Origin of the sequence: Lysinibacter cavernae (assembly GCF_011758565.1) — a bacterium.
Taxonomy (GTDB): Bacteria; Actinomycetota; Actinomycetes; order Actinomycetales; family Microbacteriaceae; genus Lysinibacter; species Lysinibacter cavernae.
In genome coordinates this window covers 251427-271709 of sequence record NZ_JAAMOX010000002.1, presented here as the reverse complement: position 1 = coordinate 271709, position 20283 = coordinate 251427, and the positions used below count along the sequence as shown (strand labels likewise).

At 60.3% G+C, this 20283-nt stretch carries 19 protein-coding genes and 3 tRNA genes; 16 read left to right on the top strand and 6 right to left on the bottom strand.

Annotated elements, in window-relative coordinates:
- Positions 1–244: 244 nt before the first annotated feature.
- Both FHX76_RS10755 and FHX76_RS10750 read left to right on the top strand, forming a co-directional pair.
- On the top strand, positions 245–1018 hold the full coding sequence (locus tag FHX76_RS10755; protein WP_167150687.1) for an IclR family transcriptional regulator: 774 nt from the start codon (positions 245–247) through the stop codon (positions 1016–1018).
- Positions 1019–1131: 113 nt separating this feature from the next.
- The gene (locus FHX76_RS10750) at positions 1132–1302 is read left to right on the top strand and encodes a hypothetical protein (protein ID WP_167150686.1); all 171 of its coding nucleotides are present in this window, start codon (positions 1132–1134) and stop codon (positions 1300–1302) included.
- Positions 1303–1398: 96 nt separating this feature from the next.
- Here the strand turns inward: FHX76_RS10750 and FHX76_RS10745 are convergent, their stop codons facing one another.
- Positions 1399–3972 carry an MMPL family transporter gene (locus tag FHX76_RS10745; RefSeq protein WP_167150685.1) on the bottom strand — a complete coding sequence of 858 codons (2574 nt, stop codon included), beginning with the start codon at positions 3970–3972 and terminating at the stop codon, positions 1399–1401.
- Between the two features lie 73 nt (positions 3973–4045).
- Here FHX76_RS10745 and FHX76_RS10740 point away from each other — a divergent pair, with 73 nt between their 5' ends.
- On the top strand, positions 4046–4621 hold the full coding sequence (locus tag FHX76_RS10740; protein WP_167150684.1) for a TetR/AcrR family transcriptional regulator: 576 nt from the start codon (positions 4046–4048) through the stop codon (positions 4619–4621).
- A gap of 67 nt (positions 4622–4688) precedes the next feature.
- Here FHX76_RS10740 and FHX76_RS10735 read toward each other — a convergent pair whose 3' ends face one another.
- From FHX76_RS10735 to FHX76_RS10720, 4 genes are all read right to left on the bottom strand, one after another.
- Positions 4689–5180 carry an aromatic ring-opening dioxygenase LigA gene (locus tag FHX76_RS10735; protein ID WP_243848776.1) on the bottom strand — a complete coding sequence of 164 codons (492 nt, stop codon included), beginning with the start codon at positions 5178–5180 and terminating at the stop codon, positions 4689–4691.
- 354 nt (positions 5181–5534) lie between these two features.
- A tRNA-Phe gene (locus FHX76_RS10730) sits at positions 5535–5607 on the bottom strand.
- Between the two features lie 58 nt (positions 5608–5665).
- Positions 5666–5742, bottom strand: a tRNA-Asp gene (locus FHX76_RS10725).
- A gap of 34 nt (positions 5743–5776) precedes the next feature.
- Positions 5777–5849: transfer RNA gene (locus tag FHX76_RS10720), tRNA-Glu, on the bottom strand.
- 314 nt (positions 5850–6163) lie between these two features.
- Between FHX76_RS10720 and FHX76_RS10715 the strand changes: the two genes are divergently transcribed.
- Positions 6164–7528, top strand: a complete 1365-nt coding sequence (locus FHX76_RS10715; RefSeq protein ID WP_167150683.1) for a M23 family metallopeptidase — start codon at positions 6164–6166, stop codon at positions 7526–7528.
- Positions 7529–7604: 76 nt separating this feature from the next.
- On the opposite strand, the gene ppa is transcribed toward FHX76_RS10715, so the two are convergent.
- Positions 7605–8096, bottom strand: coding sequence for an inorganic diphosphatase (gene ppa / locus FHX76_RS10710; protein ID WP_167150682.1), 492 nt, complete (start codon positions 8094–8096; stop codon positions 7605–7607).
- Between the two features lie 146 nt (positions 8097–8242).
- Here ppa and tilS point away from each other — a divergent pair, with 146 nt between their 5' ends.
- The 12 genes from tilS to FHX76_RS10650 all read left to right on the top strand — a co-directional run bounded on the left by tilS (position 8243) and on the right by FHX76_RS10650 (position 20276).
- A complete protein-coding gene (gene tilS, locus FHX76_RS10705; RefSeq protein ID WP_167150681.1) occupies positions 8243–9334 on the top strand; it encodes a tRNA lysidine(34) synthetase TilS in 1092 nt (363 codons plus the stop codon).
- A 111-nt stretch (positions 9335–9445) separates the two neighbouring features.
- Positions 9446–10015 carry a hypoxanthine phosphoribosyltransferase gene (gene hpt, locus FHX76_RS10700; RefSeq protein WP_167151653.1) on the top strand — a complete coding sequence of 190 codons (570 nt, stop codon included), beginning with the start codon at positions 9446–9448 and terminating at the stop codon, positions 10013–10015.
- A gap of 189 nt (positions 10016–10204) precedes the next feature.
- Positions 10205–12328 carry a variant leucine-rich repeat-containing protein gene (locus tag FHX76_RS10695; protein ID WP_167150680.1) on the top strand — a complete coding sequence of 708 codons (2124 nt, stop codon included), beginning with the start codon at positions 10205–10207 and terminating at the stop codon, positions 12326–12328.
- A gap of 166 nt (positions 12329–12494) precedes the next feature.
- Positions 12495–14537 (top strand): ATP-dependent zinc metalloprotease FtsH, encoded by a 2043-nt coding sequence (gene ftsH, locus FHX76_RS10690; RefSeq protein ID WP_167150679.1) that lies wholly within the window; start codon positions 12495–12497, stop codon positions 14535–14537.
- A gap of 9 nt (positions 14538–14546) precedes the next feature.
- The gene (gene folE, locus FHX76_RS10685) at positions 14547–15140 is read left to right on the top strand and encodes a GTP cyclohydrolase I FolE (RefSeq protein ID WP_341777928.1); all 594 of its coding nucleotides are present in this window, start codon (positions 14547–14549) and stop codon (positions 15138–15140) included.
- On the top strand, positions 15137–15928 hold the full coding sequence (gene folP, locus FHX76_RS10680) for a dihydropteroate synthase (RefSeq protein WP_167150678.1): 792 nt from the start codon (positions 15137–15139) through the stop codon (positions 15926–15928). Before folE ends, folP begins: the two co-directional genes overlap by 4 nt.
- A gap of 32 nt (positions 15929–15960) precedes the next feature.
- On the top strand, positions 15961–16335 hold the full coding sequence (folB, locus tag FHX76_RS10675; protein WP_167150677.1) for a dihydroneopterin aldolase: 375 nt from the start codon (positions 15961–15963) through the stop codon (positions 16333–16335).
- A complete protein-coding gene (gene folK, locus FHX76_RS10670; RefSeq protein ID WP_167150676.1) occupies positions 16332–16859 on the top strand; it encodes a 2-amino-4-hydroxy-6-hydroxymethyldihydropteridine diphosphokinase in 528 nt (175 codons plus the stop codon). The genes folB and folK overlap by 4 nt, the downstream gene beginning before the upstream one ends.
- Positions 16856–17338 (top strand): DUF3180 family protein, encoded by a 483-nt coding sequence (locus FHX76_RS10665; RefSeq protein ID WP_167150675.1) that lies wholly within the window; start codon positions 16856–16858, stop codon positions 17336–17338. Before folK ends, FHX76_RS10665 begins: the two co-directional genes overlap by 4 nt.
- A 26-nt stretch (positions 17339–17364) precedes the next feature.
- On the top strand, positions 17365–17931 hold the full coding sequence (locus FHX76_RS10660) for a PH domain-containing protein (protein ID WP_208402651.1): 567 nt from the start codon (positions 17365–17367) through the stop codon (positions 17929–17931).
- On the top strand, positions 17928–19577 hold the full coding sequence (locus FHX76_RS10655) for a PH domain-containing protein (RefSeq protein WP_167150674.1): 1650 nt from the start codon (positions 17928–17930) through the stop codon (positions 19575–19577). The genes FHX76_RS10660 and FHX76_RS10655 overlap by 4 nt, the downstream gene beginning before the upstream one ends.
- On the top strand, positions 19578–20276 hold the full coding sequence (locus FHX76_RS10650) for an NAD(P)-binding domain-containing protein (protein WP_167150673.1): 699 nt from the start codon (positions 19578–19580) through the stop codon (positions 20274–20276).
- Positions 20277–20283 lie beyond the last annotated feature (7 nt).

Below are 20283 nucleotides of genomic sequence, written 5' to 3'. Positions count from 1 at the left end.
CTTCGGTTGGTGCTACAAACTGACCTGCGAGCGTTTTACTGGGTTGTCACCGCTCATAAAGTGGTTCCAGTCGCCCTGTCGCTCACGCTATCCCCTGACAAATGGTGCGGTCAATGGTCACGAAGCGTTGAAGAAAAGCCGTTTCTATGATGTGATCACTCGTTAGAAAACTGTCCATAATGTGGTTGCGATTGAATCATCGGGCGACCTGACCCATACTGAAGTGGTCGAGAGTGAGGATGCTATGGCCCAGCCAATTCAGGGTGCCCAGGTGGTGAGCCGGGTCAGTGACATCCTGCGGACGGTGAGCGAGCGAGCCCCGCACGGCATCAGCACTGCCGATGTTGTTGCCCAGACAACGCTCACAAGGCCAACCGCGCACCGGCTGCTCACCTCGCTCGCCGCTGAGGGATTTATCGACCACGATGCACGGAAGTCGCTGTGGTATCTCGGCCCAGAGCTGTATCTCATCGGCTCGCTTGCCGCTGAACGCTACGATATCTCGGCCCTCGCGCAAGAAAGCCTCAGGACCCTCGCGCGCGAAACGGGTGAGAGCGCGTTTCTTTCGGCGAGACGTGGCGACGAGACGGTGTGTCTCTTCCGCGAAGAAGGAAGCTTCCCAATTCGGTCATTTGTGCTCACCGAGGGCATTCGGTTTCCCCTTGGAGTCGCCTCCGCCGGCCTTGTCCTTCTTGCCCACCTGCCGAGTGACGAAGCAGAGGACTACCTCGGTCGAGCCCACCTCTCCGGCCGTTGGGGCGCGCAACACTCCGCCGTTCCCCTCCGGGAACGGATAGCCGAGACCCGGCAGACGGGTTACGCCGTGAATCCTGGCCTGCTTGTTGAGGGGAGCTGGGGGATGGGTGCCGTTGTCTTTGACCGGGCCGATCGCCCTGCCTGGGCGCTCAGCCTTACCGGTATCGAGTCGAGATTTCGGCCGGAGCGGCAGCCAGAACTGGGTCGTCTTCTGCTGGAACAGGCCCACCTCATTACGAAAAAGATTCGAAACGAGGGATAGCTGGCGCCCGCTCCCATGACGCTCGGCTCAGGAGGAGCCTGCGTCCGCGAACCATGCGCGCAACGCCGTGCGCGACGTGAGGCTGCCCCGCCGGAATGACGTAGCCTGGTCGCGTGCACATTAGAGACGTGTCAGACCTCACGAGGACAGAAGTCGGCAGGACCGCGGATGCCCGCGAGCGCACGCTTGCCGAAATTGAGCTGCTCGAGCGGCGGCTTGAGGCGAACGACATCGACCTCCACGATTACGCGAGGCGGAAGCGTCGCCTCCTTCGGGGCCTGTAGGTAGCCTGGCCGCCGAGGTCTTGTGGGCTTGCCCGTGCTGGTCTGTTGGCTGTGCGTTTCTTGCCTCATTCACCAGCTGAGGGTGTTGCCCCGGCCTCACACGGGTGCAGGCACGTCATCCTTGACCGCATCGGGTTCGGCCGGCTCTGCCTCGGCTACTCGTGCGCCGGGGTGATCGCGTTCGAGCGCGGCGCCCTCCATATCGACGTTTGGCAGGATCCGGTCGAGCCAGCGAGGAAGCCACCAGGCGGAACGTCCGAGCAGGTGCATGAGCGCAGGCATGAGCAACATGCGCACAACAAACGCGTCAAGGAGCACTCCGAACGCCAGCCCAAACCCGATTGACCGAATAATTGTCGACTCCGAGAAGATGAAGCCGCCAAACACCGACACCATGATGAGGGCTGCAGCGATCACCACGGAGCGACCCGCTCGGAACCCCTGAGCTACCGCGAGCTTTGCCGGTGAGCCGTGGACAAAGGCTTCCCGCATCCCTGAGGCGAGGAAGAGCTGGTAATCCATTGCGAGCCCAAACAGGATGCCAACAAGGATGATTGGCAGGAAGCTCAGGATGGGCCCCGTGCTGTGCAGGCCGATGAGTTCAGCACCCCAGCCCATCTGGAACACCGCAACGATGAGCCCGTAGGTCGCGAAGAGCGAGAGGACAAAACCTCCCGTTGCGATGATCGGAACCAGCAGCGAACGGAACACCACGATCATGATGAGCAGCGACAGCCCGACAACGACGACGAGGTAGAGCGGCAGTACTGCGCTCAGCGCCTCGGAGATGTCGATGTTGATGGCGGCTTGGCCTGCCACCCCGAGGGTGATGTTGCCGTCAACCTTTGGGAGGGAGCGGATGTCCTGAACCAACTGCTCGGTTGACGAGCTATTAGGGCCTTCCTGAGGCAGCACTTGGAACGCAAGCAGCGTGTTGTCGTCGGAAGCGGCGATGGGGGCAATTGCCGCCACATCATCCAGGTCGGCGATCGACTGGGCCACCTCAACCTGTACGCCGAGCAGGTCGTCTGCATCGATTGCGTTTGGCAGCGTTGCGGTCACAAGTAACGGGCCGTTGGCGCCTTCACCAAACTGTTCGTTCACGGTCTGGAACGCTTGGGCGCTGGTTGATCCCTCAGGTTCACTCGAACCGTCGGGGAGCCCGAGCCTCATCGATAGGGACGGAATCGCGACGACGAGCAGCGCGAGGACCGAAACGACCACGGTGACAACCGCGCGGGTGTTTGACATGACGGTGACAGGTTTTGCCGCCCGTCGTGACGGCGATGCTGCCGCGTCTGCGGATCCGATGGTCGCACGAGTGTTTCGACGAAGGAGTCGTTCGCCAACAAGCCCGAGGATCGCGGGGGCGAGCGTGATCGCTACCAGCACGGCGACCGCAACGCAGACCGCGCCGACGGTGCCCATGAGGCCGAGGAACGGGACGCCAGTGATGTTCAGCGCAAGCAGGGCAACCACAACGGTTGACCCGGCAAACACGACGGCTGTGCCTGACGTTCCCGTCGCCAGACCAATGGACTCGCGAACGGGCACACCGGCGAGCAATTGTTTGCGATGGCGATTCACGATAAACAGTGAGTAGTCGATTCCCACGGCAAGCCCGAGCATGACGCCGAGCACCGGGGTGACGGATGCCATATCAACGATTCCCGAGAACGCAAGGGATGCCGTGACCCCAACGCCGACCCCGACGATCGCGGTCACGATTGGCAGTGATGCCGCGACGAGGGAACCAAGCATCACGATGAGGACGACGGCTGCAAACACGAGCCCAATGGCTTCGCCGACGCCGAAGATCTCAGGAACACCCTGGGCAATATCTGTGCCAAAGCTGACGGTGGTTCCAGCAACTGAGACATCCTGAAAATGCGAGATGGTGTCCTGCTTGACCTCTTCGGAGAGCTCAAGGCGGGGGTCGATAAACGATACGTTGACAACGGCCGTTGAACCGTCTGCCGAAACAACGCTGATGCCGTCTGACAGGCTCAGCAGCTGTGAGCCGAGCGCGAGCTGATCCTCGTTTGCTTCGAGCTCGGCGAGTGAGGTATCGATGGTGTCTTGCTGTTCCTGCAACGCGGCAACCTGTATATCAAGTTGCTCTTGTTGGGCGTCAATTGGGGCGAGCTGGGCGGCGTCCGCACCGGCGGCTTCCGCTTGGCCCCGTGCGCTTGTGAGCTGTTCTTGGGCGGCCTCGAGCTGCGCTGCCCCGGCATCGAGCTGAGCCTGACCGTCTTCGATCTGGGTGCGGCCATCATCCAGCTGCGCCTGGCCGTCAGCGAGTTGCGCTGCCCCGTCGATTTGTTGCTGCTGGGTGGCAAACGGGTCCACAACAGCGGCAACGCCGTCGAGGTCTTCTGCGCTGGTCGCTGCGGCAGAGATCTGCTCGCGCTGTGTGGCGGTGAATGCCGAGCCGTCATCGGTTTGGTACACGACGGTTCCCGTGCCTCCCGCGGTGGTTGGGAGTTTCTGTGCTAACTGGTCGGTGACTTCACCTGATGCCGTGCCTGGGATGTCGAAGCTATTTGACAGCCCGCCGGCCAACGCGAAGTAGGCCCCGACGGAGAGGCCGAGGATGACGATCCAGGCCACAATCACTGCCCACGCGCGACGCGCAGCAAACGAACCCAGGCGGAAGAGCAGTGTGGCCATGTAGAAGATCTCCTTAGTCGACAAGAAGATCATACGCTACGTCTCGTCTAGGAACTGTGGCTATCCTGGGTGCATGAAAGAACACCGTTCTGGACCCGTGCGTAGCGCGGCCGCGCGAGAGGCGATCTTAGAAGCGACGGCCCGCCAGTTTCATCGGGAGGGCTATGATCGCCTCACGATTGAGGGGATAGCCAAAGAGGCCGGTGTCGGAAAACAGACCATCTATCGGTGGTGGCCGTCTCGGGGCGCGCTGATTGCAGATTGCCTCGCAGAGGGGCGACTGTTCCCCCTGAGCTTTGACGTGCCGCATACCGCTGACATTGTCGCCGATGTTGAGGTCTGGCTCGACACCGTTTTGGCCATCCTCAACGCGCCCCAGGGCAATGAGCTCCTTCGCTCGCTTGTTGCCGCCGCGGCTGAGGATGCTGCCGTTGGCGACCATCTTGGTGCAAGCCTTGGTGTTGATCGCTCGCTGACCCAGCGGGTTCAGGCGGGGGTGAACGCGGGCGAACTTCCCGCAGATACCCCCACCGAGCAACTCGGCCAAGTGCTCATTGGCACGATCGTGTTGAGAACCTTGGGTCGGATGACCGACCACGCTGAACCGATGCGACAACTGATCCGGTTTCTGTTGACGCCTCGTCCGTGATAGCCGTAAGCGGCTCTTGCCGTTCTGCGTGCTGCGGACTCTGAGCTATCGGGTAGCTAAGACGGGCCTAGCTCGCCGCTGACCGTCTCCGGTCCGCCACAACGGTGAGCGCCCAGCCGATGAGGCCAATAATGAGGCCGGCCCCAATCGCAAACGCGGCAACGCCAAACGAGACGACCGAGGTAAAGAGCGACGTCCGAAGGAACGAGCCATTCATGACCACGGCCCGCTTCGGGTCATCCTGGTCGAGCTGGGCATAGGTCTTGCCGTCGGTCATGGCGAGTGCGTGCTTGTTGATGACTTCTGCTTGTGCATATGCGGTGAATGGGCCGGCAACTTGCGAGCCAGCGAGGAACGCCGCGTCGTCGCTCACCGTGATCTCTTCGGCCCGCAGTTGGCTGCTGACTACCCCCCAGACCACGCCACCCGTGACAATCATGAGGGCGCCGGCAACGATCGCGAGGATGCCGACCCAGCGGACGGCCTTGAGCTTTCCTACAGGGGCGCTGGCCGCGGCCTTGCCGCTGCTGGATGCTCCGTGAACGGTTGGATCTGTCATGATTTCCCTTTCGTCTGGCCCGAGTTGGACCGGTTGACGGTGCTGGACTGTCGGGGGATCAGGCCGTTCGGCGGAAGGAGCATTGCTGTTGCGGCCTCACGCAAACTCTATTGCTGGCGAAACCCTTCTGGCTAGTGCCCGTCGTCTTTTACCGCGACACACGCGCAACCGGCTGGTAGGAGGCGAATCCCCACTGCGACGCGCACGAGAAAATCGACGGCGGGAAGAACACGCTAAGTCGCCGATTTGAGGTGGGATTTCCCGCCCTCGATTGCAACAGCAGTGGGAGGCGTCAAAAATGCTCGTTAAACGAAAAAGTCCCCAACCCCAGTAGAAGCCTACGGAAGGGGACAGTGGCTCCGACCGGCATCGATCCGGTGACCTTTCGATTTTCAGTCGAACGCTCTACCAACTGAGCTACAGAGCCCAGAGCGAATAAACGCCCTGCAAGGTGAAAACCCTTCCCGAGGGAAGGGCTTTCACAATGGCGACCCTGACGGGACTTGAACCCGCGACCTCCGCCGTGACAGGGCGGCGCGCTAACCAACTGCGCTACAGGGCCATACTTTGTTACTGTGCAATTATATCGGTAGTCGTGACCCCAACGGGATTCGAACCCGTGCTGCCGCCGTGAAAGGGCGGTGTCCTAGGCCACTAAACGATGGGGCCTCAGCGCTTTTCAACGCCATGACTACCGAGGCACAAGCTTACGATGAAACTATTCCAATAATCAAATTGAGACGGGGATGCCACGCGCATTCGATGGCATTTACACGGAATTATCAGGGAAAAAGAAATTTTCAGGAGTAGTGTTGGGCTACCGTTTTGTGTGCGTTTTTGCCGTGATTCTCATTAAATTCACGCTGAGACCACCTTTTGTTTCCGGGTACGCGGCCATGCTTGTTAGTGTGGAGGGCGTACAAAAGTCTTAACTGCCATGCGTACGGGGCATTTCAGTGGCAGTAAATGGGTAGTGAGGGATCATGACAGCAATGCACGATACGGCACCGCGCCGAGTGGGGTTCGGCGTTCGCCGCGCCATTGCGCTCGCGCTGGTTGGCGGAGTACTTGCCACGGCGCTGGTTGCAAACGCAACAACAGCGCCCGCATACGCGGTTGATCTTCCTACTTGGGATGATGTCCAGAAAGCGAAGAATGACGAGGCAGCGACCTCCAATAAGGTGACCGAGATCGAGAATCTCATCATCACGCTGCAAGACGAAGTCAAAGCGACTCAAACTGAGGCAGAGCGCACTGCACTCATTTATTCGGAGGCTGAGACCAAATTCGTTGAGGCCGATTCACGATTCCAGGCGCTTGAACAAGAAGCTAGCGAAAGTGAAGTTGCCGCAACTGAGGCCTCAGACCAGGCCGGCGTCCTCGCCGCCCAGATGTACCGCAACAACGGAACTGACGGCACCCTCGAGCTGTTGCTCGATCAGGATGCCTCTGCCGCCGACGGCTTGCTCTCGAAGATGAGCATGATGAGCAAGGCGACCGAGCGCAACACTAACCTGTACAACGAGGCGAACCAGGCCGCGAATAACGCGGCTTCGCTCGGCGAGCAGGCTGAGTCGGCAAAGAACGAACGCGAATCGCTGCGCGCTGAGGCCGAGACGGCTATGCAGGCGGCGGCGACCGCTGCCCAGGAATCACAGAACAAACTGACGAGTCAAAAAGAGCAAGAGGGTGTGCTGCAAGCGCAACTCGCCGCGCTGAAAGACACCACGGCCACCACGGTTGCCGGCTACGAAGAGCGTCTGCGTCAAGAAGAAGAGGCTCGCATCGCGGCTGAGGCCGCATACCAGGCTCAACTTGCCGAGCAAGCCCGTATTTGGCGTGAGCAACAGGCCCAAAACGGCGGTGGCGGCGGCGGTGGAAACTCCGGCGGTGGCGGCGGTGTTGTGGTCACTCCTCCTCCATCAGCAGGCGGTTGGACCAGGCCGAGCAACGGGTACGTGAGTTCGGGATACGGCGGACGTGGCACCGTCTGTAACAACGGATACTGCTCTGGCGTCACGCACACGGGAACAGACCTCGCAGCCGGTTGCGGCGCGCCTATCTACGCCGCGTCGGCTGGAACCGTGACCTACGCTGGCTGGGCATATGGCGGCGGTGGCTACATGGTCTACATCGACCACGGCAACGGTATCAGCACGCGTTACGCGCACATCATGGAGGGCGGCATCTACGTTGGCTACGGTCAACAGGTGCAAGCTGGAACGGTTATCGCCGGCACCGGCCAGACCGGCAACGCCTCCGGTTGCCACCTGCACTACGAGGTCTTGGTGAACGGCAGCTTCGTAGACCCCGAGCCTTTCATGGCTAACCTGGGACTGCCGCTTTAGGGCGACCGTAGCGCAACATACAAAAAACCGCCCCACGCGACGTGGGGCGGTTTTTTGCGTGCTGCGTTCGGGAGGCTTAGTGGCCTTCCTCCTTGAGGCGAACGAATCCGTCCTCAACGATCTGCGTGGCCTCCGCGGCATCGCCCCAGCCGTCGATCTTGACCCATTTGCCAGGCTCCAGGTCCTTGTAACGAGTGAAGAAGTGCTCGATTTCTTTCCGAGTCTGCTCCGGAACATCGTTGATGTCCTGGATGTGGCTCCAGCGTGGATCCTTGTGGGGGACCGCGATAACCTTGGCGTCGTTTCCGGCCTCGTCGCTCATGTTCAAGACGCCAACGGGGCGAACCTTGACACCAACACCGGGGTAGACGGGGTACTCGAGGAGGACCAGTACATCAACGGGGTCGCCGTCGAGGCCAAGCGTGTTTTCGAAGTATCCGTAGTCTGTGGGGTACACAAATGCGGTGAACAGTACGCGGTCAAGGTAGACGCGTCCGGTTTCGTGGTCGATTTCGTACTTGTTGCGGCTCCCCTTCGGGATCTCGACAACGGCATCATATGCGGCCATGGGTGGCGGCTCCTTTTGTTGATGAATTGGTCGTGGTGGTAAAGCTGTGTGCGCATGATTGCGCGAAGTTGCGCCTGCACCGCATCCAAGAGTAGTAGATCATCTCGCATGCTGCCTGGATTCTGGCGGACAGGTAGCCTTGTTGCATGCCAACACCTCCCACTCCAGTTTCCGCCGAAGTGCCTCGCGGAGGCAGGCCTCCAAAGGCCCCAAAACTCACGCCGGCTATTGCCGAGGCGCGGTCAGCGGTCCGCGTTGTCCTCGGCTCCTGGTGCGACGATCTGGCGGGGGAAGGGGCCTCGGCTGACGTGCTTGTTGGCCTGAGCGGCGGCGCGGATTCACTCGCCCTTGCGTTGGCTACCGCGTTTGAAGCTCACCAGCTTGGGCTGCGTGCCGGCGCCGTCATCGTTGACCACGGGCTGCAGGAGGGCTCAGAAGCCGTGGCAGCCAACGCGGCCGCCAAAGCGCGCGAGTTTGGACTGCATCCAGTGCTTATCCGTCGGGTAGTGGTTGGCGCTGAGGGTGGCCCCGAAGCTGCGGCAAGGGATGCGCGCTACGCCGCCTTCGCAGAGGCGGTTCGGGAGACCGGCGCTCGTGGGGTGCTGCTCGGACATACCCTTGACGATCAAGCTGAGACGGTGCTGCTTGGTCTTGCGAGGGGCTCTGGCGCGGCCAGCCTGTCAGGGATGGCGCCTGAATCGGTTGATGCGGTTGGCACGCGGTTCGCCCGCCCGTTCCTCGGACTCCGCCGAGCAGATACAGAACAGTGCTGTGCAGACAGCCATGTGGAATTTTGGAATGACCCGCACAACGATGACCCCTCGTACCGTCGGGTTCGTGTGCGAGCGAAAGTACTGCCCAAGCTGGAAGCAGAAATTGGTCCGGGAGTTGCTGAAGCGCTCGCGCGGACTGCCGAACAGCTCAGGGAGGATGATGAAGCGTTCCAGCAGATGATTGACGAGTTCATCGAGGAAATCGTGGAACCCGCTGAGGCAGGCATCGCTGTTTCTGTTGGCGCGCTCGAGGCAAATCCGGCCGCGCTCCGACAACGCATTATTCGCTATGTTGTTCGCTCGGAGTTTGGCGTTTCGCTCAGTCGTTCTCATACCTTGGCTGTCGCCTCTCTTGTCACTGATTGGCACGGACAGAAAGCCCTTCACCTTCCCGGTATTAGGGTTGTACGTGAGGGCAAGTGGATTGTCTTCTCATCTGCGGATTCTGAATCTGCCTCCGAATAACAAACTGACCGCCACCGTTGCCATCACAACCCGTGGTGGTATCAACGTAACTGGACCACCACAGCTGCAAAGCCGCCTACAGGCTGGCCATGCACAAACCGAAAGTGAATGATGGATTCATCGCATATCTCAGACGACCTCGCCGCGATTCTTGTGACCGAGGAGCAGCTGGCCAGCAAGACGGCAGAGCTTGCACGCCAGATCGAGGCTGACTACGCCGATGCTGTGGAGCCTGACGCAAAGCCGCCCCTGCTTGTTGGCGTCTTGAAGGGTGCCGTAATGGTCATGGCGGATCTCGCGCGTGAGCTCCGGATTCACGTTGAGATGGACTGGATGGCGGTGAGCTCGTATGGTGCCGGCACGAAATCGAGCGGTGTTGTTCGTATCTTGAAGGATCTGGATAGCGATCTTCACGGTCGTCACGTACTCATCGTCGAGGACATCATCGACTCTGGCCTGACGCTGTCGTGGTTGCGCGAAAACCTTGAGGCTCGTGGCGCTGCGTCTGTTGAGATTTGTGCGATGCTCCGCAAGCCAGACGCGGCAAAGGTTGAGGTCGATGTGAAGTACATCGGGTTTGATATCCCGAATGATTTTGTTGTTGGCTATGGCCTCGATTTCGCCGAGCGCTACCGCAACCTCAAAGATGTTGCTGTGCTCGCCAAGCATATTTACGAGTAGTAAGTAACTCGACCGCGAAGGCTCACCGCGGGAATAATCGCGCACTTAATTGTTGTTCCAGGCATCAATTATTGTGAATCGGACTGCGAACTGCGTTACCGTAGTCGTGGCGGGTGGGGCCTATCTGTTCATCATGAGCGGATATTCGTATGTAGAACAACGCAAAATAAGGATTAGGCAAATAACACTATGAATGGCTTTGAACAGGCTCCCGGGGGCACCGGACCCGACAGTGAGGCAGCAGCGAGAGCCGCGCTTGCGAACGCTCAGACCAGTCCGGCGGACCTCGCGCAGTACGCACAAAACTTTCCGCAGCTCCGTCACCTTGTTGCCGCCCACCCCAACGCTTACCCCGACCTGCTCACCTGGCTCGGACAGCTGAACGTTCCCGAAATCAACGCTGCCCTCGCGGCCCGCTCGCAAGCAGCGCCGAGCGTTCCTGAGACGCCAGCGGTCCCTGCGACGCCCACCTATAACGCGGCGCCAACCGCGCCGACCACCCCAGTTGCGCCAGGAGGAGCCCCCTCATACGCAACGGCACCTCAGGCTGGCGGATACCAGGGCCCTCCAGCAGGAAACTATGGTGGCGCCGCCTACCAGGGGACGCCCGGTGGAGCACCCGAGCAGCCGGCAAAGAAATCGAAGAAGGGCCTCATTATTGGCCTGAGTGCCGGTGGAGCCGTCGTTATCGCGGCCATCGTCGCCATCTGCATCCTCGTATTGCCTAACCTCTTTGGTGGCTCAGCCGCTTCAGCCAGTGGCGCTGTGGTTGACCTCTACAACGAGCCAAAAGAAGGACCAGACCTGAGCTGGCCAGACGACGGTGACGACTTCACCGCATCCGGATACTCGCCGTCAGCGATTGACGGCTCGGTTCTGCTCTGGAACACATCGGCCGCCGGTGGCAGCGATTACGACCTCAGCGACCTTGGGCTTGACGATTACGACCTCGACGACCTTGACCTCGGCGACTACGAGTCAGAATCGCGTTGGTACGAAGGCTATGACGAGGACTACGCCGACGGATTCGCCGACGGCGAGAAGTTCCTTGCGACGGGCGAGTCTGACTACTACTCGTGGCTTGAGACCAACGGCACGTATGACCGTTACATGGAGCTCACCGGATACTGGGATGGCTTCTACGACGGTTCGAGCGGCCTCGAGTTTGGTTTCCTGGCTGAGAAGAAGCCATCCGGCTCCAGCTCGAAGGACTCGGACAGCAAGGACAAAGACTCGAAGGATTCCGACAGCAAGAAGTCGGACGAAGCAACCGCTGGTTCCATTGCCTCGGCAAACCTCGACTCGGGTGACGAAGACTGGAACGTCAACGTCGGAGATGCCTCTGGCCACGATGACGCACAGGTTGTCTCAGCTGCAGCTCTGCCGGGTTCAAACAGCGTTTTTGTGCTCACCTACTCGGTTGCGGATGACGAGTCGACTCTGCTCGCGCTCAGCGCCAAGAAGGGCGATGTCTCGTCAAAGGCTGACATCGACGGTGCCGCTTCGGCGATCTCGGTTGTGACTGACTCTCGCGTGCTTGTCACGTCGGCTGATGAATTCCTTGCCTACGACGCTGATGATCTTGACTCTGACACCGTCTGGTCCGAAGATCTTGACAGCAAGTACTCGTTCCCAGTCAAGATTGGTGACGACTACGTAGCCCTTGACGACAAGGTTGTGAACCTGTCCGACGGCAAGAAGGCTCCGTTCGGCTCTGACATGGACGACGAGGTCTCCTACCGTGGCCTTGCCGGAACCGACATCGTCTTCCGCACCGAAGCGAAGTCGTCGACTGACACGACCTACAACATTGAGCGATGGGACGTCAAGAACGACAAGTCCATGTGGGACGACGCGCTCAAGGGCAGCTATGTCACGGGAACCGAAGACTTCGCCGTACTCATGACGTACAACAAAAAGGGCGAGTTCGAAACGGTCCGCATCAACCTCTCTAACGGTTCGGAAGAGTGGAAAGACGAGGTCAAGTCAGACGGCGTTGTTGGCATCCTGAACGGCCTGCTGGTTGTGATTGATGGCAAGAAGGTTGTCGGCTACGCGAACCCTGATGACGAGAAGTTCTCGTTCAAGTCGGGAATTGACGATTCGGATTCCGGATCATTCGGGTCTGCCCCGATCCTCGGCTCTGACACGTTCTACCTGTCCGACAGCGACACGCTCACCGGGTTCAAGGCGAGCGACGAGGGCGAAATGTGGTCAATGGATCTTGACGACGGCGATGCCGTTGCCCAGGTCGGCGACCGCATCGTGATCATGAACACCGAAGACGCGTCAATGCGAGTCCTCAAGAAGTAATTACCTGTATCGAACCGGGGCGGTGGTGGGCTGTTGAGGCCTGCCACCGCCCCGTTCATTACGCCGAGGGCAGAAACCCGACAGACGCTCAGAAAAAACTCTGTAATCTGTCCTGTAGACCGCCCGAAGTGTCGGTGTGTTGAGCGCATCCAGAAAGGTGCCCCGATTGGCTGAGAAGACTAACCGTTCGAAGAAGATTTTTCGCGGTCCACTCATCTACATCATCATTGCCCCCATCGTGGTGCTGCTTGGTTGGAGTCTGATCTCTGGCGGTGGCGCAAAGGAGATCAAGACACAAGACGGTCTTGAATACCTGAAACAGGGCAAAGTCGAATCTGCTGAGATTATCGACGGTGAGCAGCGGGTCAACCTTGTGCTCTCTAAGGCCGACAAAGAAGACGGCAAAGAGGTGTACTTCTACTACGTGACGCCTCGTGGCGACGCAGTTGTCGAAGCCGTGAATAACGCCGACCCGAAAAAGGGCTTTACCGACGACGTTCCCCAGCCGAATGCGTGGCTCTCGGTACTCGGTTTCATTCTTCCGCTGCTCCTCATCGGATTGTTCTTCTGGTGGATGCTGTCGAGCATGCAGGGTGGCGGCAACAAGGTCATGCAGTTTGGAAAGTCGAAGGCCAAGCTCGTCTCGAAGGAGACCCCGCAGGTGACCTTCGCTGATGTCGCTGGCGCAGACGAAGCCATCGAAGAGCTGCACGAGATCAAAGAGTTTTTGCAAGAGCCAGCGCGCTTCCTCGCCGTCGGGGCGCGAATCCCGAAGGGCGTTCTGCTGTACGGCCCTCCAGGAACGGGTAAAACGCTGCTTGCCCGCGCGGTTGCAGGCGAGGCCGGCGTGCCGTTCTACTCAATTTCTGGTTCAGACTTTGTCGAGATGTTTGTTGGCGTTGGCGCGAGCCGCGTCCGCGACCTCTTTGAGCAGGCAAAGCAAAACTCGCCAGCCATCATCTTTGTTGACGAGATCGACGCCGTTGGTCAACGCCGCGGGCAGGGCATGGGCGGTGGACACGACGAGCGCGAACAGACGCTCAACCAGCTGCTGGTTGAGATGGACGGCTTCGACGTGAAGACCAACGTCATCCTCATCGCAGCGACCAACCGGCCAGACATGCTCGACCCTGCGCTCCTTCGCCCTGGTCGCTTTGACCGCCAGATTGGCGTGGATGCTCCCGATATGATCGGCCGACGCCAGATCCTTGAGGTGCACTCGAAGGGCAAGCCGCTCGCTGAGAACGTTGACCTCGATGTTGTTGCCCGCAAGACGCCGGGCTTCACCGGTGCCGACCTTGCCAACGTCCTCAACGAGGCCGCGCTCTTGACGGCCCGTTCGAACGCGCAGCTCATTGACAACCGCGCCCTTGACGAAGCTATCGACCGAGTCATTGCTGGCCCTCAGCGCCGCACGCGTCTGATGAAGGACAAAGAGAAGCTGGTGACGGCGTACCACGAGGGTGGGCACGCACTTGTGGCCGCCTCGATGAACAACACCGACCCGGTCACGAAGGTCACGATCCTTCCTCGTGGACGCGCGCTTGGGTACACCATGGTGATTCCGCTCGAAGACAAGTACTCGGTCTCTCGTAACGAGCTGCTTGACCAGATCGCGTATGCCATGGGTGGCCGCGTTGCCGAAGAAATTGTCTTCCACGACCCAACTACTGGTGCCTCAAACGACATCGAAAAGGCAACGGGAACCGCCCGCAAGATGGTCACCGAATACGGCATGACCGCAGAGCTTGGCCCCGTCATGCTTGGGACCGCAACCGGAGGCGCCTACCTCGGCGACTTTGGCCAGTCACGCGACTACTCCGAGGGCCTCGCCGAAAAGGTAGACCACGAGATCCGCGCAATCATTGAGAACGCGCACAACGAGGCCTGGCAGGTGCTCAACGAGAACCGTCATGTGCTCGACCGCCTTGCGAGGGAGCTCCTCGAGAAGGAGACGCTCGACCACAACCAGTTGGCCGAGATCTTCAAAGACGTGAAGCGCCTTCCTCCGCGTCCCCAGTGGTTGTCGAGCGAGGGACGTCCCGTCTCGGATTTGCCACCCGTTGAGATCCCAGCGATCGCCAAGACCGATGCCTCCGTCGAAGAAGCTGTTGCGACGGCATCCGCGACCGAAGAAACGAACACTACTGACACCCAAGGCACAACAACGCCGGGCGCGAGCGAACCTGCTCCGGAGTCAGACGGGTAGGGAACCTGAGTGAACGAGTCGCGCATCGATAAGGCTCGCATCGAAGCCGCGGTCAGCGAAATATTGGCCGCAATCGGTGAAGACCTTGACCGCCCTGGACTGGAGACCACTCCAGCCAGGGTGGCAGAGGCCTACGCCGATTTCTTTTCTGGTGTTGGGGAAGATGCGGATCGGCATCTTGTCGACAGCATCCCGGTAGGCGATGACACCGGCGAGCTTGTGCTTATGCGTGACCTCACGTTCCGGTCGGTATGTGAACATCATCTGCTGCCGTTCCAAGGCGTTGCTCATATCGCGTATCAGCCAAACGAGCGTGTGGTTGGGTTAGGCGCGTTGCCGAGACTTCTGAGTGACTACGCTTCCCGCCCGCAGGTGCAGGAACGGCTGACCGAACAGGTAGCGACAAGCATCGAGTCGGCGTTGCGCCCGCACGGTGTACTCGTTGTGCTCGAAGCTGCCCACGGCTGCGTCACTGATCGGGGACCCCGCCAGCTCAACAGCACCATCGTGAGCGTCGCCAGCAGGGGCAAACTTGCTGACCCAGCGGCGCGCGCAGAGATCATGTCGCTCATTGGGAGTTCATCGCGCAGGAGCGCAGAGTGACGCTCGTTATGGGCATCCTGAACGTCACGCCAGATTCGTTTAGCGACGGCGGACGGTACTTCGGTGCAGAACGAGCAATTGAGCACGGCCTTGCGCTCCGTGCGCAGGGTGCGGACATCCTCGACATCGGCGGAGAATCTACCAGGCCAGGAGCGGAACGAATCTCTGCCCAGGAAGAACAAGATCGAGTGCTTCCGGTTATCTCTGCCCTTCGCAAAGAGGGTATCGCGGTGAGCATTGACACGCTCAACGCGGCAACCGCGCTGTCGGCTGCCGCAGCCGGGGCCACCATCATCAACGACGTGTCCGGTGGTCTCGCCGACCCCGATATCCTGCACACCGTGGCCGGCACCGAGCTCACCTACATTCTTGGGCACTGGCGCAACGGCTCAACACAGATGGATGCGCGGGCCAACTACGGTGACGTTGTGGCCGACGTTCGTTCCGAACTTCAAGCGCGTGTGCGAGCGGCCAAAGAGGCCGGCATCTCGGATGCCCAACTTGTTCTCGACCCGGGGCTTGGATTCTCAAAGATTGGTACCCAGAACTGGCAGCTTTTGCGGCGGCAGAGCGAGTTTGCGCAACTCGGCTATCGGGTCATGATTGGGGCTTCTCGAAAGCGATTTCTTGGCGATCTACTGGCCGATGGCGCGGATGTTGAGGAGAGAGATCTTCCAACGGCTATCGTGAGTGTGCTCTCGGCTCAACAGGGTGCCTGGGCCGTTCGAGTGCACAACGTCGAGCAAACCCGTGCGGCACTTGATACCGTTGCGGCATGGAACTCATGATGGAACCGCCAGCCGCAGCGAGGGAGGAAATCATGGGATTGTTTGAAGGTGACACAATAACCCTCACGGGTCTCGAGTGTTTTGCTCATCACGGTGTCTTCGATTTTGAGCGTCAGGCCGGGCAACGATTTATCATCGACCTCGTTGTCGACGTAGACCTGATCGCGGCGGCTAACAGCGACGATGTTGCGCAGACGATTCACTACGGCGAACTCGCAGAAGCTGTTGTGGCGGCAGTTGAGCGCGACCCCGTTGATCTCATTGAGACCGTCGCTGAGCGTGTTGCTGCGACGGCTCTGGCGTGGAACGCGGCGCGTGCCGTTCGCGTTGTTGTCCACAAGCCGGATGCCCCCATCGCCGTTCCCTTTGCAGACGTCGCGGTCACAATCGTTCGGAGGCAGCGATGAAACAGGTCATGACGTGTGTGCTGGCTTTTGGAAGCAACCTTGGCGAACGAGAAACGACCATTCGTGCTGCGTGGGACGATCTGCTGGCCGCTCCGGGAATTCACTCGGTAGAGCCTTCTCCGCTGCATGACTCTGTCGCTCTCACCGAAGACGGGCTCGACCCCGATGCGCCCGCATACCTCAACGCGGTTGCGGTAGTGACGACCGACCTCAGCCCCGACGAACTGCTTGATCTTGTGAACCGCATCGAGGCAGAGCACGGACGGGTCCGCGTTGAGCGCTGGGGGAGCCGCACGCTTGACATCGACATCATCACCTACGGCGGTCGGGTCGTGAAAACTGACAGGCTCACCATCCCTCACCCTCGGGCCTTTGAGCGCGACTTTGTTCTTCGCCCGTGGCTCGACCTTGATCCCAATGCCGTGCTCATGGGACACGGTCGCGTGAGCGACGTGCTTGCGCGCCTTGAGAACCCGGCGGCCGCCCACAGGCGAGAGCCAACGTGGGGCGGTGGGCGAGCGTGAGCATCCGTCGCACGAGCGCAACCGCCGTTACCGTCAGCATTCTGGCGGGGATCGTCATCGGGTTGCTTGGCGAGCTCGCGCTCTCCTCGGCCGGCAACGCGATGGTTATCCCGCCGCTGTCCCTGCCGATTACGCTTGCGACCCTTGCGCTCATCCTTGTGCTTGTGGCAATCCCCATTCGGCGCAGCCTCGTTGGCAAATCCAAGAAGCCGATTAACCCGTTTTCGGCCGTTCGTGTCGTTGCGGCGGCGAAAGCTTCAGCGCTTGCGGGCGGCCTATTTGCTGGCCTCGGTACCGGCGTTCTGTTCTACCTCTTCACACGAACAATTTCACCACCGATAGACTCTTGGGTATCCGTTATCGCGACTGCTGTCGGGGGTATCATCCTGCTGATTGCCGGACTCGTCGTTGAGCACCTGTGTGTGTTGCCACCGACCGACGATGACGAAACAACTGAGACTATCGACCAGCCCGCGTAATCGGGTGTGATCCGAAAGACACGACTATGACCGATCATCTGCCAGCCCCCCAACCGCTCGGTGATCCAGCCCCATCAGCAGTTCCGCAACCGCGGGCTATCTCGAGGGGTCTGAACCTTCCTGTTTCGCAAGGCTGGCAGCGCGTTTCCGGTCGATACGTTGTTGTTGAACTCATTAGCAACCTCATCGGCTGGGCGGTGTTGGTTGTGGTCTCGCTGCTGCCGCTCATTCTTGACGCCGGGTGGGGAATCTGGCAGACACTACTTCCCATCGCCGTCGCGGTCGTTGGCATCGTTGCCTGTGCGATCACGCCCCGTCGCGTGCGTGCGATCGGGTACCAGCTACGCGCAGACGACTTCCTCTTTCGCCGGGGTATCTTCTCCCAGCGCATCGTGGCTGTGCCATACGGTCGCATGCAGATCGTTGACATCAACAGGGGCCCCATCGTTCGCGCCCTTGGTCTGGCCGAACTCAAATTTGTGACGGCGGCCGCGGCAACCGGGGTGACCCTTCCTGGGCTCAAGTTCGAGACCGCGGAATCGCTTCGAGACCACCTCATCGCGGTTGCTGAGACGCGGCGGTCCGGACTGTGACCCAGTTGCCAGACCCCCAGCAACCCGGATTCCAGCATCCGGCTCCCCAACTGCCCGCGCCTTCCCCAATCGCTACGGCCGACGGTGAATGGCACCGCCTCCACCCGGCAACGCCGTTCCTTCGCGGCGGACTCGCGCTTGTCATTGTGCTCGGTATCATCATTGCGAACGCGCGCGACTGGATCGTTTCGTTGGTCGTTGGTGGTGGCAACGAGTGGGACGAGTTTGGCGCGAGCGACACCTCACGCTTCCCGCCCTTCATTCGTGACATTGTTGAAACGTTCGGCATCTGGGTTGTCGCGTCGGTCGTCGTTGTACTCGTTATCGCGGCCATCATTGGCTTTTCCTATCTGTCGTGGCGCAGGCACAGCTACCGCATCACCCACGAAGCCGTTGAGGTCCGAAGCGGCATTGTGTTCCGCACAAGCCGCCAGGCTCGCCTCGATCGGGTACAGGGTGTGAACGTCAACCGTCAGTGGCTCGCCAGGTTGTTTGGTGCGGCGCAGCTCAAGATTTCCACCGCTGGCCAGGACTCCAACGTTGAGCTGAGCTACCTGCGCAGTTCAACCGCAGACGAACTTCGTCGCGAGATTCTCTCCCTCGCTGCGCATCGCAAAGCCGGAACAACTCCGGGGGCGCAGCCGGCATCCGTGCCAACCCCCGCGGCCGCTCCGGCACTGCTTGGCCCCGATGGAGTTCCACTTCCGGCAGCCAATCAGCCACACGGCATCGTCTCGCAGCGCCTTGGCGAGTTTCTTACCCCTGAGCTTGACGAAAGCCTGCTGGTCGAGCCAACGTCGGTCGTTCGTATTCCCCCGGTCCGTTTGGTCATGTCGCGCATCGTTGGGCTTGGCACCGTCATCTCCATCTTGGTTGTCGCCTTTGTAATTGTGATGGCTGTGCGGGGCGAAGGCTTCATTGCGTTTGGCCTCATCCCCTTTGGGATCGCGATGATTGGTGTGCTGGTTTCGCGGGTCATGCGCCTCCTGCAGTTCAGCATTGCGCTCACGCTAGATGGAGTACGAGTTGGGCAGGGCCTGCTGTCAACCACCAACGACACAATCCCGCCCGGCCGCATCCATGCGATTGAGGTGTACCAGCCGCTTCTGTGGCGCCCGTTCGGATGGTGGACCATCCGAATCAATAAGGCGGGTGACTCGGTCTCAGAGCAGTCGCAACAGCAGGCAACAAATACGATGCTTCCTGTTGGCAAACGGGCTGACGTGCACCGCGTGCTGGCGGTCTTGCTGCCCAACGCGCCGATCGCCGAAGAGCTTGTCGACTTTGCGCTGATCGGCAAGAAGTCTCAGTTTGGATTCCGCGGCGTACCAAAACGGGCTTGGATCCGTCTTGGCTTCGGCCGTCAGCGGCAGGGCTACCGAATCGGTGAGAACGAGTTGCTTTTCCGCGGGGGAGCCGTGTGGCGTCGCCTGGTAATCATCCCGCTCGCGAGAGTGCAGAGCGTTTCACTTCGGCAGGGCTGGGTTGGGCGTCAAGCCAAGATCGCAACGGTCCAACCGCAAACCGTTCTTGGCCCTGTTCTGACCGGCATCGCCGGACTCGACCGGGACCAAGCGCTTGGAACGTTTGAAGAGCTCACCGCGGCCGTTGTTGCTGCGGGGCTGCGAGACGATGAGGCCCGGTAATTGAACTCATCTGATGGCCGCAGCGGTCGCCTCGGCGTTGGCATCATCGGTGCGGGACACGTTGGCCCAGTGCTCGGAGCCGCCCTCGCAGGGGCTGGCCATGCGCTCGTGGGTATTTCTGCAGTCTCGGATCGCAGCCTTGAGCGTGCAGAAGCGATGCTCCCAGGGGTCCCTGTCTTGTCGGTCGAGCAGATCATCGAACGTAGCGAACTTGTCATCTTGGCTGTTCCTACCGCAGAGCTGAAACAACTCGTTGAGGGCTTAGCGACGCTGAAGGTCTGGCAACCAGGCCAGCTGGTGCTGCATACCGCGGCAGCATACGGCACGGGTGTCCTAGCTCCTGCCATGGCGGCCGGCGTGATTCCCCTCGCCGTGCATCCTGCCATTGTCTTTACCGGGACGACGCTTGATCTCGCCAGACTCGCCGAAAGCTACTGCATCGTCACAGCGCCCGCGCCTGTTCTTCCGATCGCGCAAGCCCTTGCGGTTGAGATGGGAGCGGAACCGGTTGTTGTTGCAGAGGCCGACCGAGAGGCGTTTGCGCGCACCATTGGCGCGGTCACCGCTGCTGCCACCGATGCGGTTTCGGATGCCGTCGCTTCGCTTGCAAAGATGGGGATCGAGCATCCTGGCTCGGTTCTTGGCTCTGCGCTGCACTCGGCAGTTGATATTGCGCTTCGGCGGAGTAAAGCCGAGTAGCTGCTTC

Bases quoted from the DNA above. Each gene is read 5' to 3' on its own strand.
- FHX76_RS10755 (WP_167150687.1), top strand. From the start codon at position 245: ATGGCCCAGCCAATTCAGGGTGCCCAGGTGGTGAGCCGGGTCAGTGAC.
- folB (WP_167150677.1), top strand. From the start codon at position 15,961: ATGGGATTGTTTGAAGGTGACACAATAACCCTCACGGGTCTCGAGTGT.
- FHX76_RS10715 (WP_167150683.1), top strand. From the start codon at position 6,164: ATGACAGCAATGCACGATACGGCACCGCGCCGAGTGGGGTTCGGCGTT.
- FHX76_RS10735 (WP_243848776.1), bottom strand. From the start codon at position 5,180: ATGACAGATCCAACCGTTCACGGAGCATCCAGCAGCGGCAAGGCCGCG.
- FHX76_RS10660 (WP_208402651.1), top strand. From the start codon at position 17,365: ATGACCGATCATCTGCCAGCCCCCCAACCGCTCGGTGATCCAGCCCCA.
- FHX76_RS10695 (WP_167150680.1), top strand. From the start codon at position 10,205: ATGAATGGCTTTGAACAGGCTCCCGGGGGCACCGGACCCGACAGTGAG.
- folK (WP_167150676.1), top strand. From the start codon at position 16,332: ATGAAACAGGTCATGACGTGTGTGCTGGCTTTTGGAAGCAACCTTGGC.
- FHX76_RS10745 (WP_167150685.1), bottom strand. From the start codon at position 3,972: ATGGCCACACTGCTCTTCCGCCTGGGTTCGTTTGCTGCGCGTCGCGCG.
- tilS (WP_167150681.1), top strand. From the start codon at position 8,243: ATGCCAACACCTCCCACTCCAGTTTCCGCCGAAGTGCCTCGCGGAGGC.
- hpt (WP_167151653.1), top strand. From the start codon at position 9,446: ATGGATTCATCGCATATCTCAGACGACCTCGCCGCGATTCTTGTGACC.
- ppa (WP_167150682.1), bottom strand. From the start codon at position 8,096: ATGGCCGCATATGATGCCGTTGTCGAGATCCCGAAGGGGAGCCGCAAC.
- FHX76_RS10740 (WP_167150684.1), top strand. From the start codon at position 4,046: ATGAAAGAACACCGTTCTGGACCCGTGCGTAGCGCGGCCGCGCGAGAG.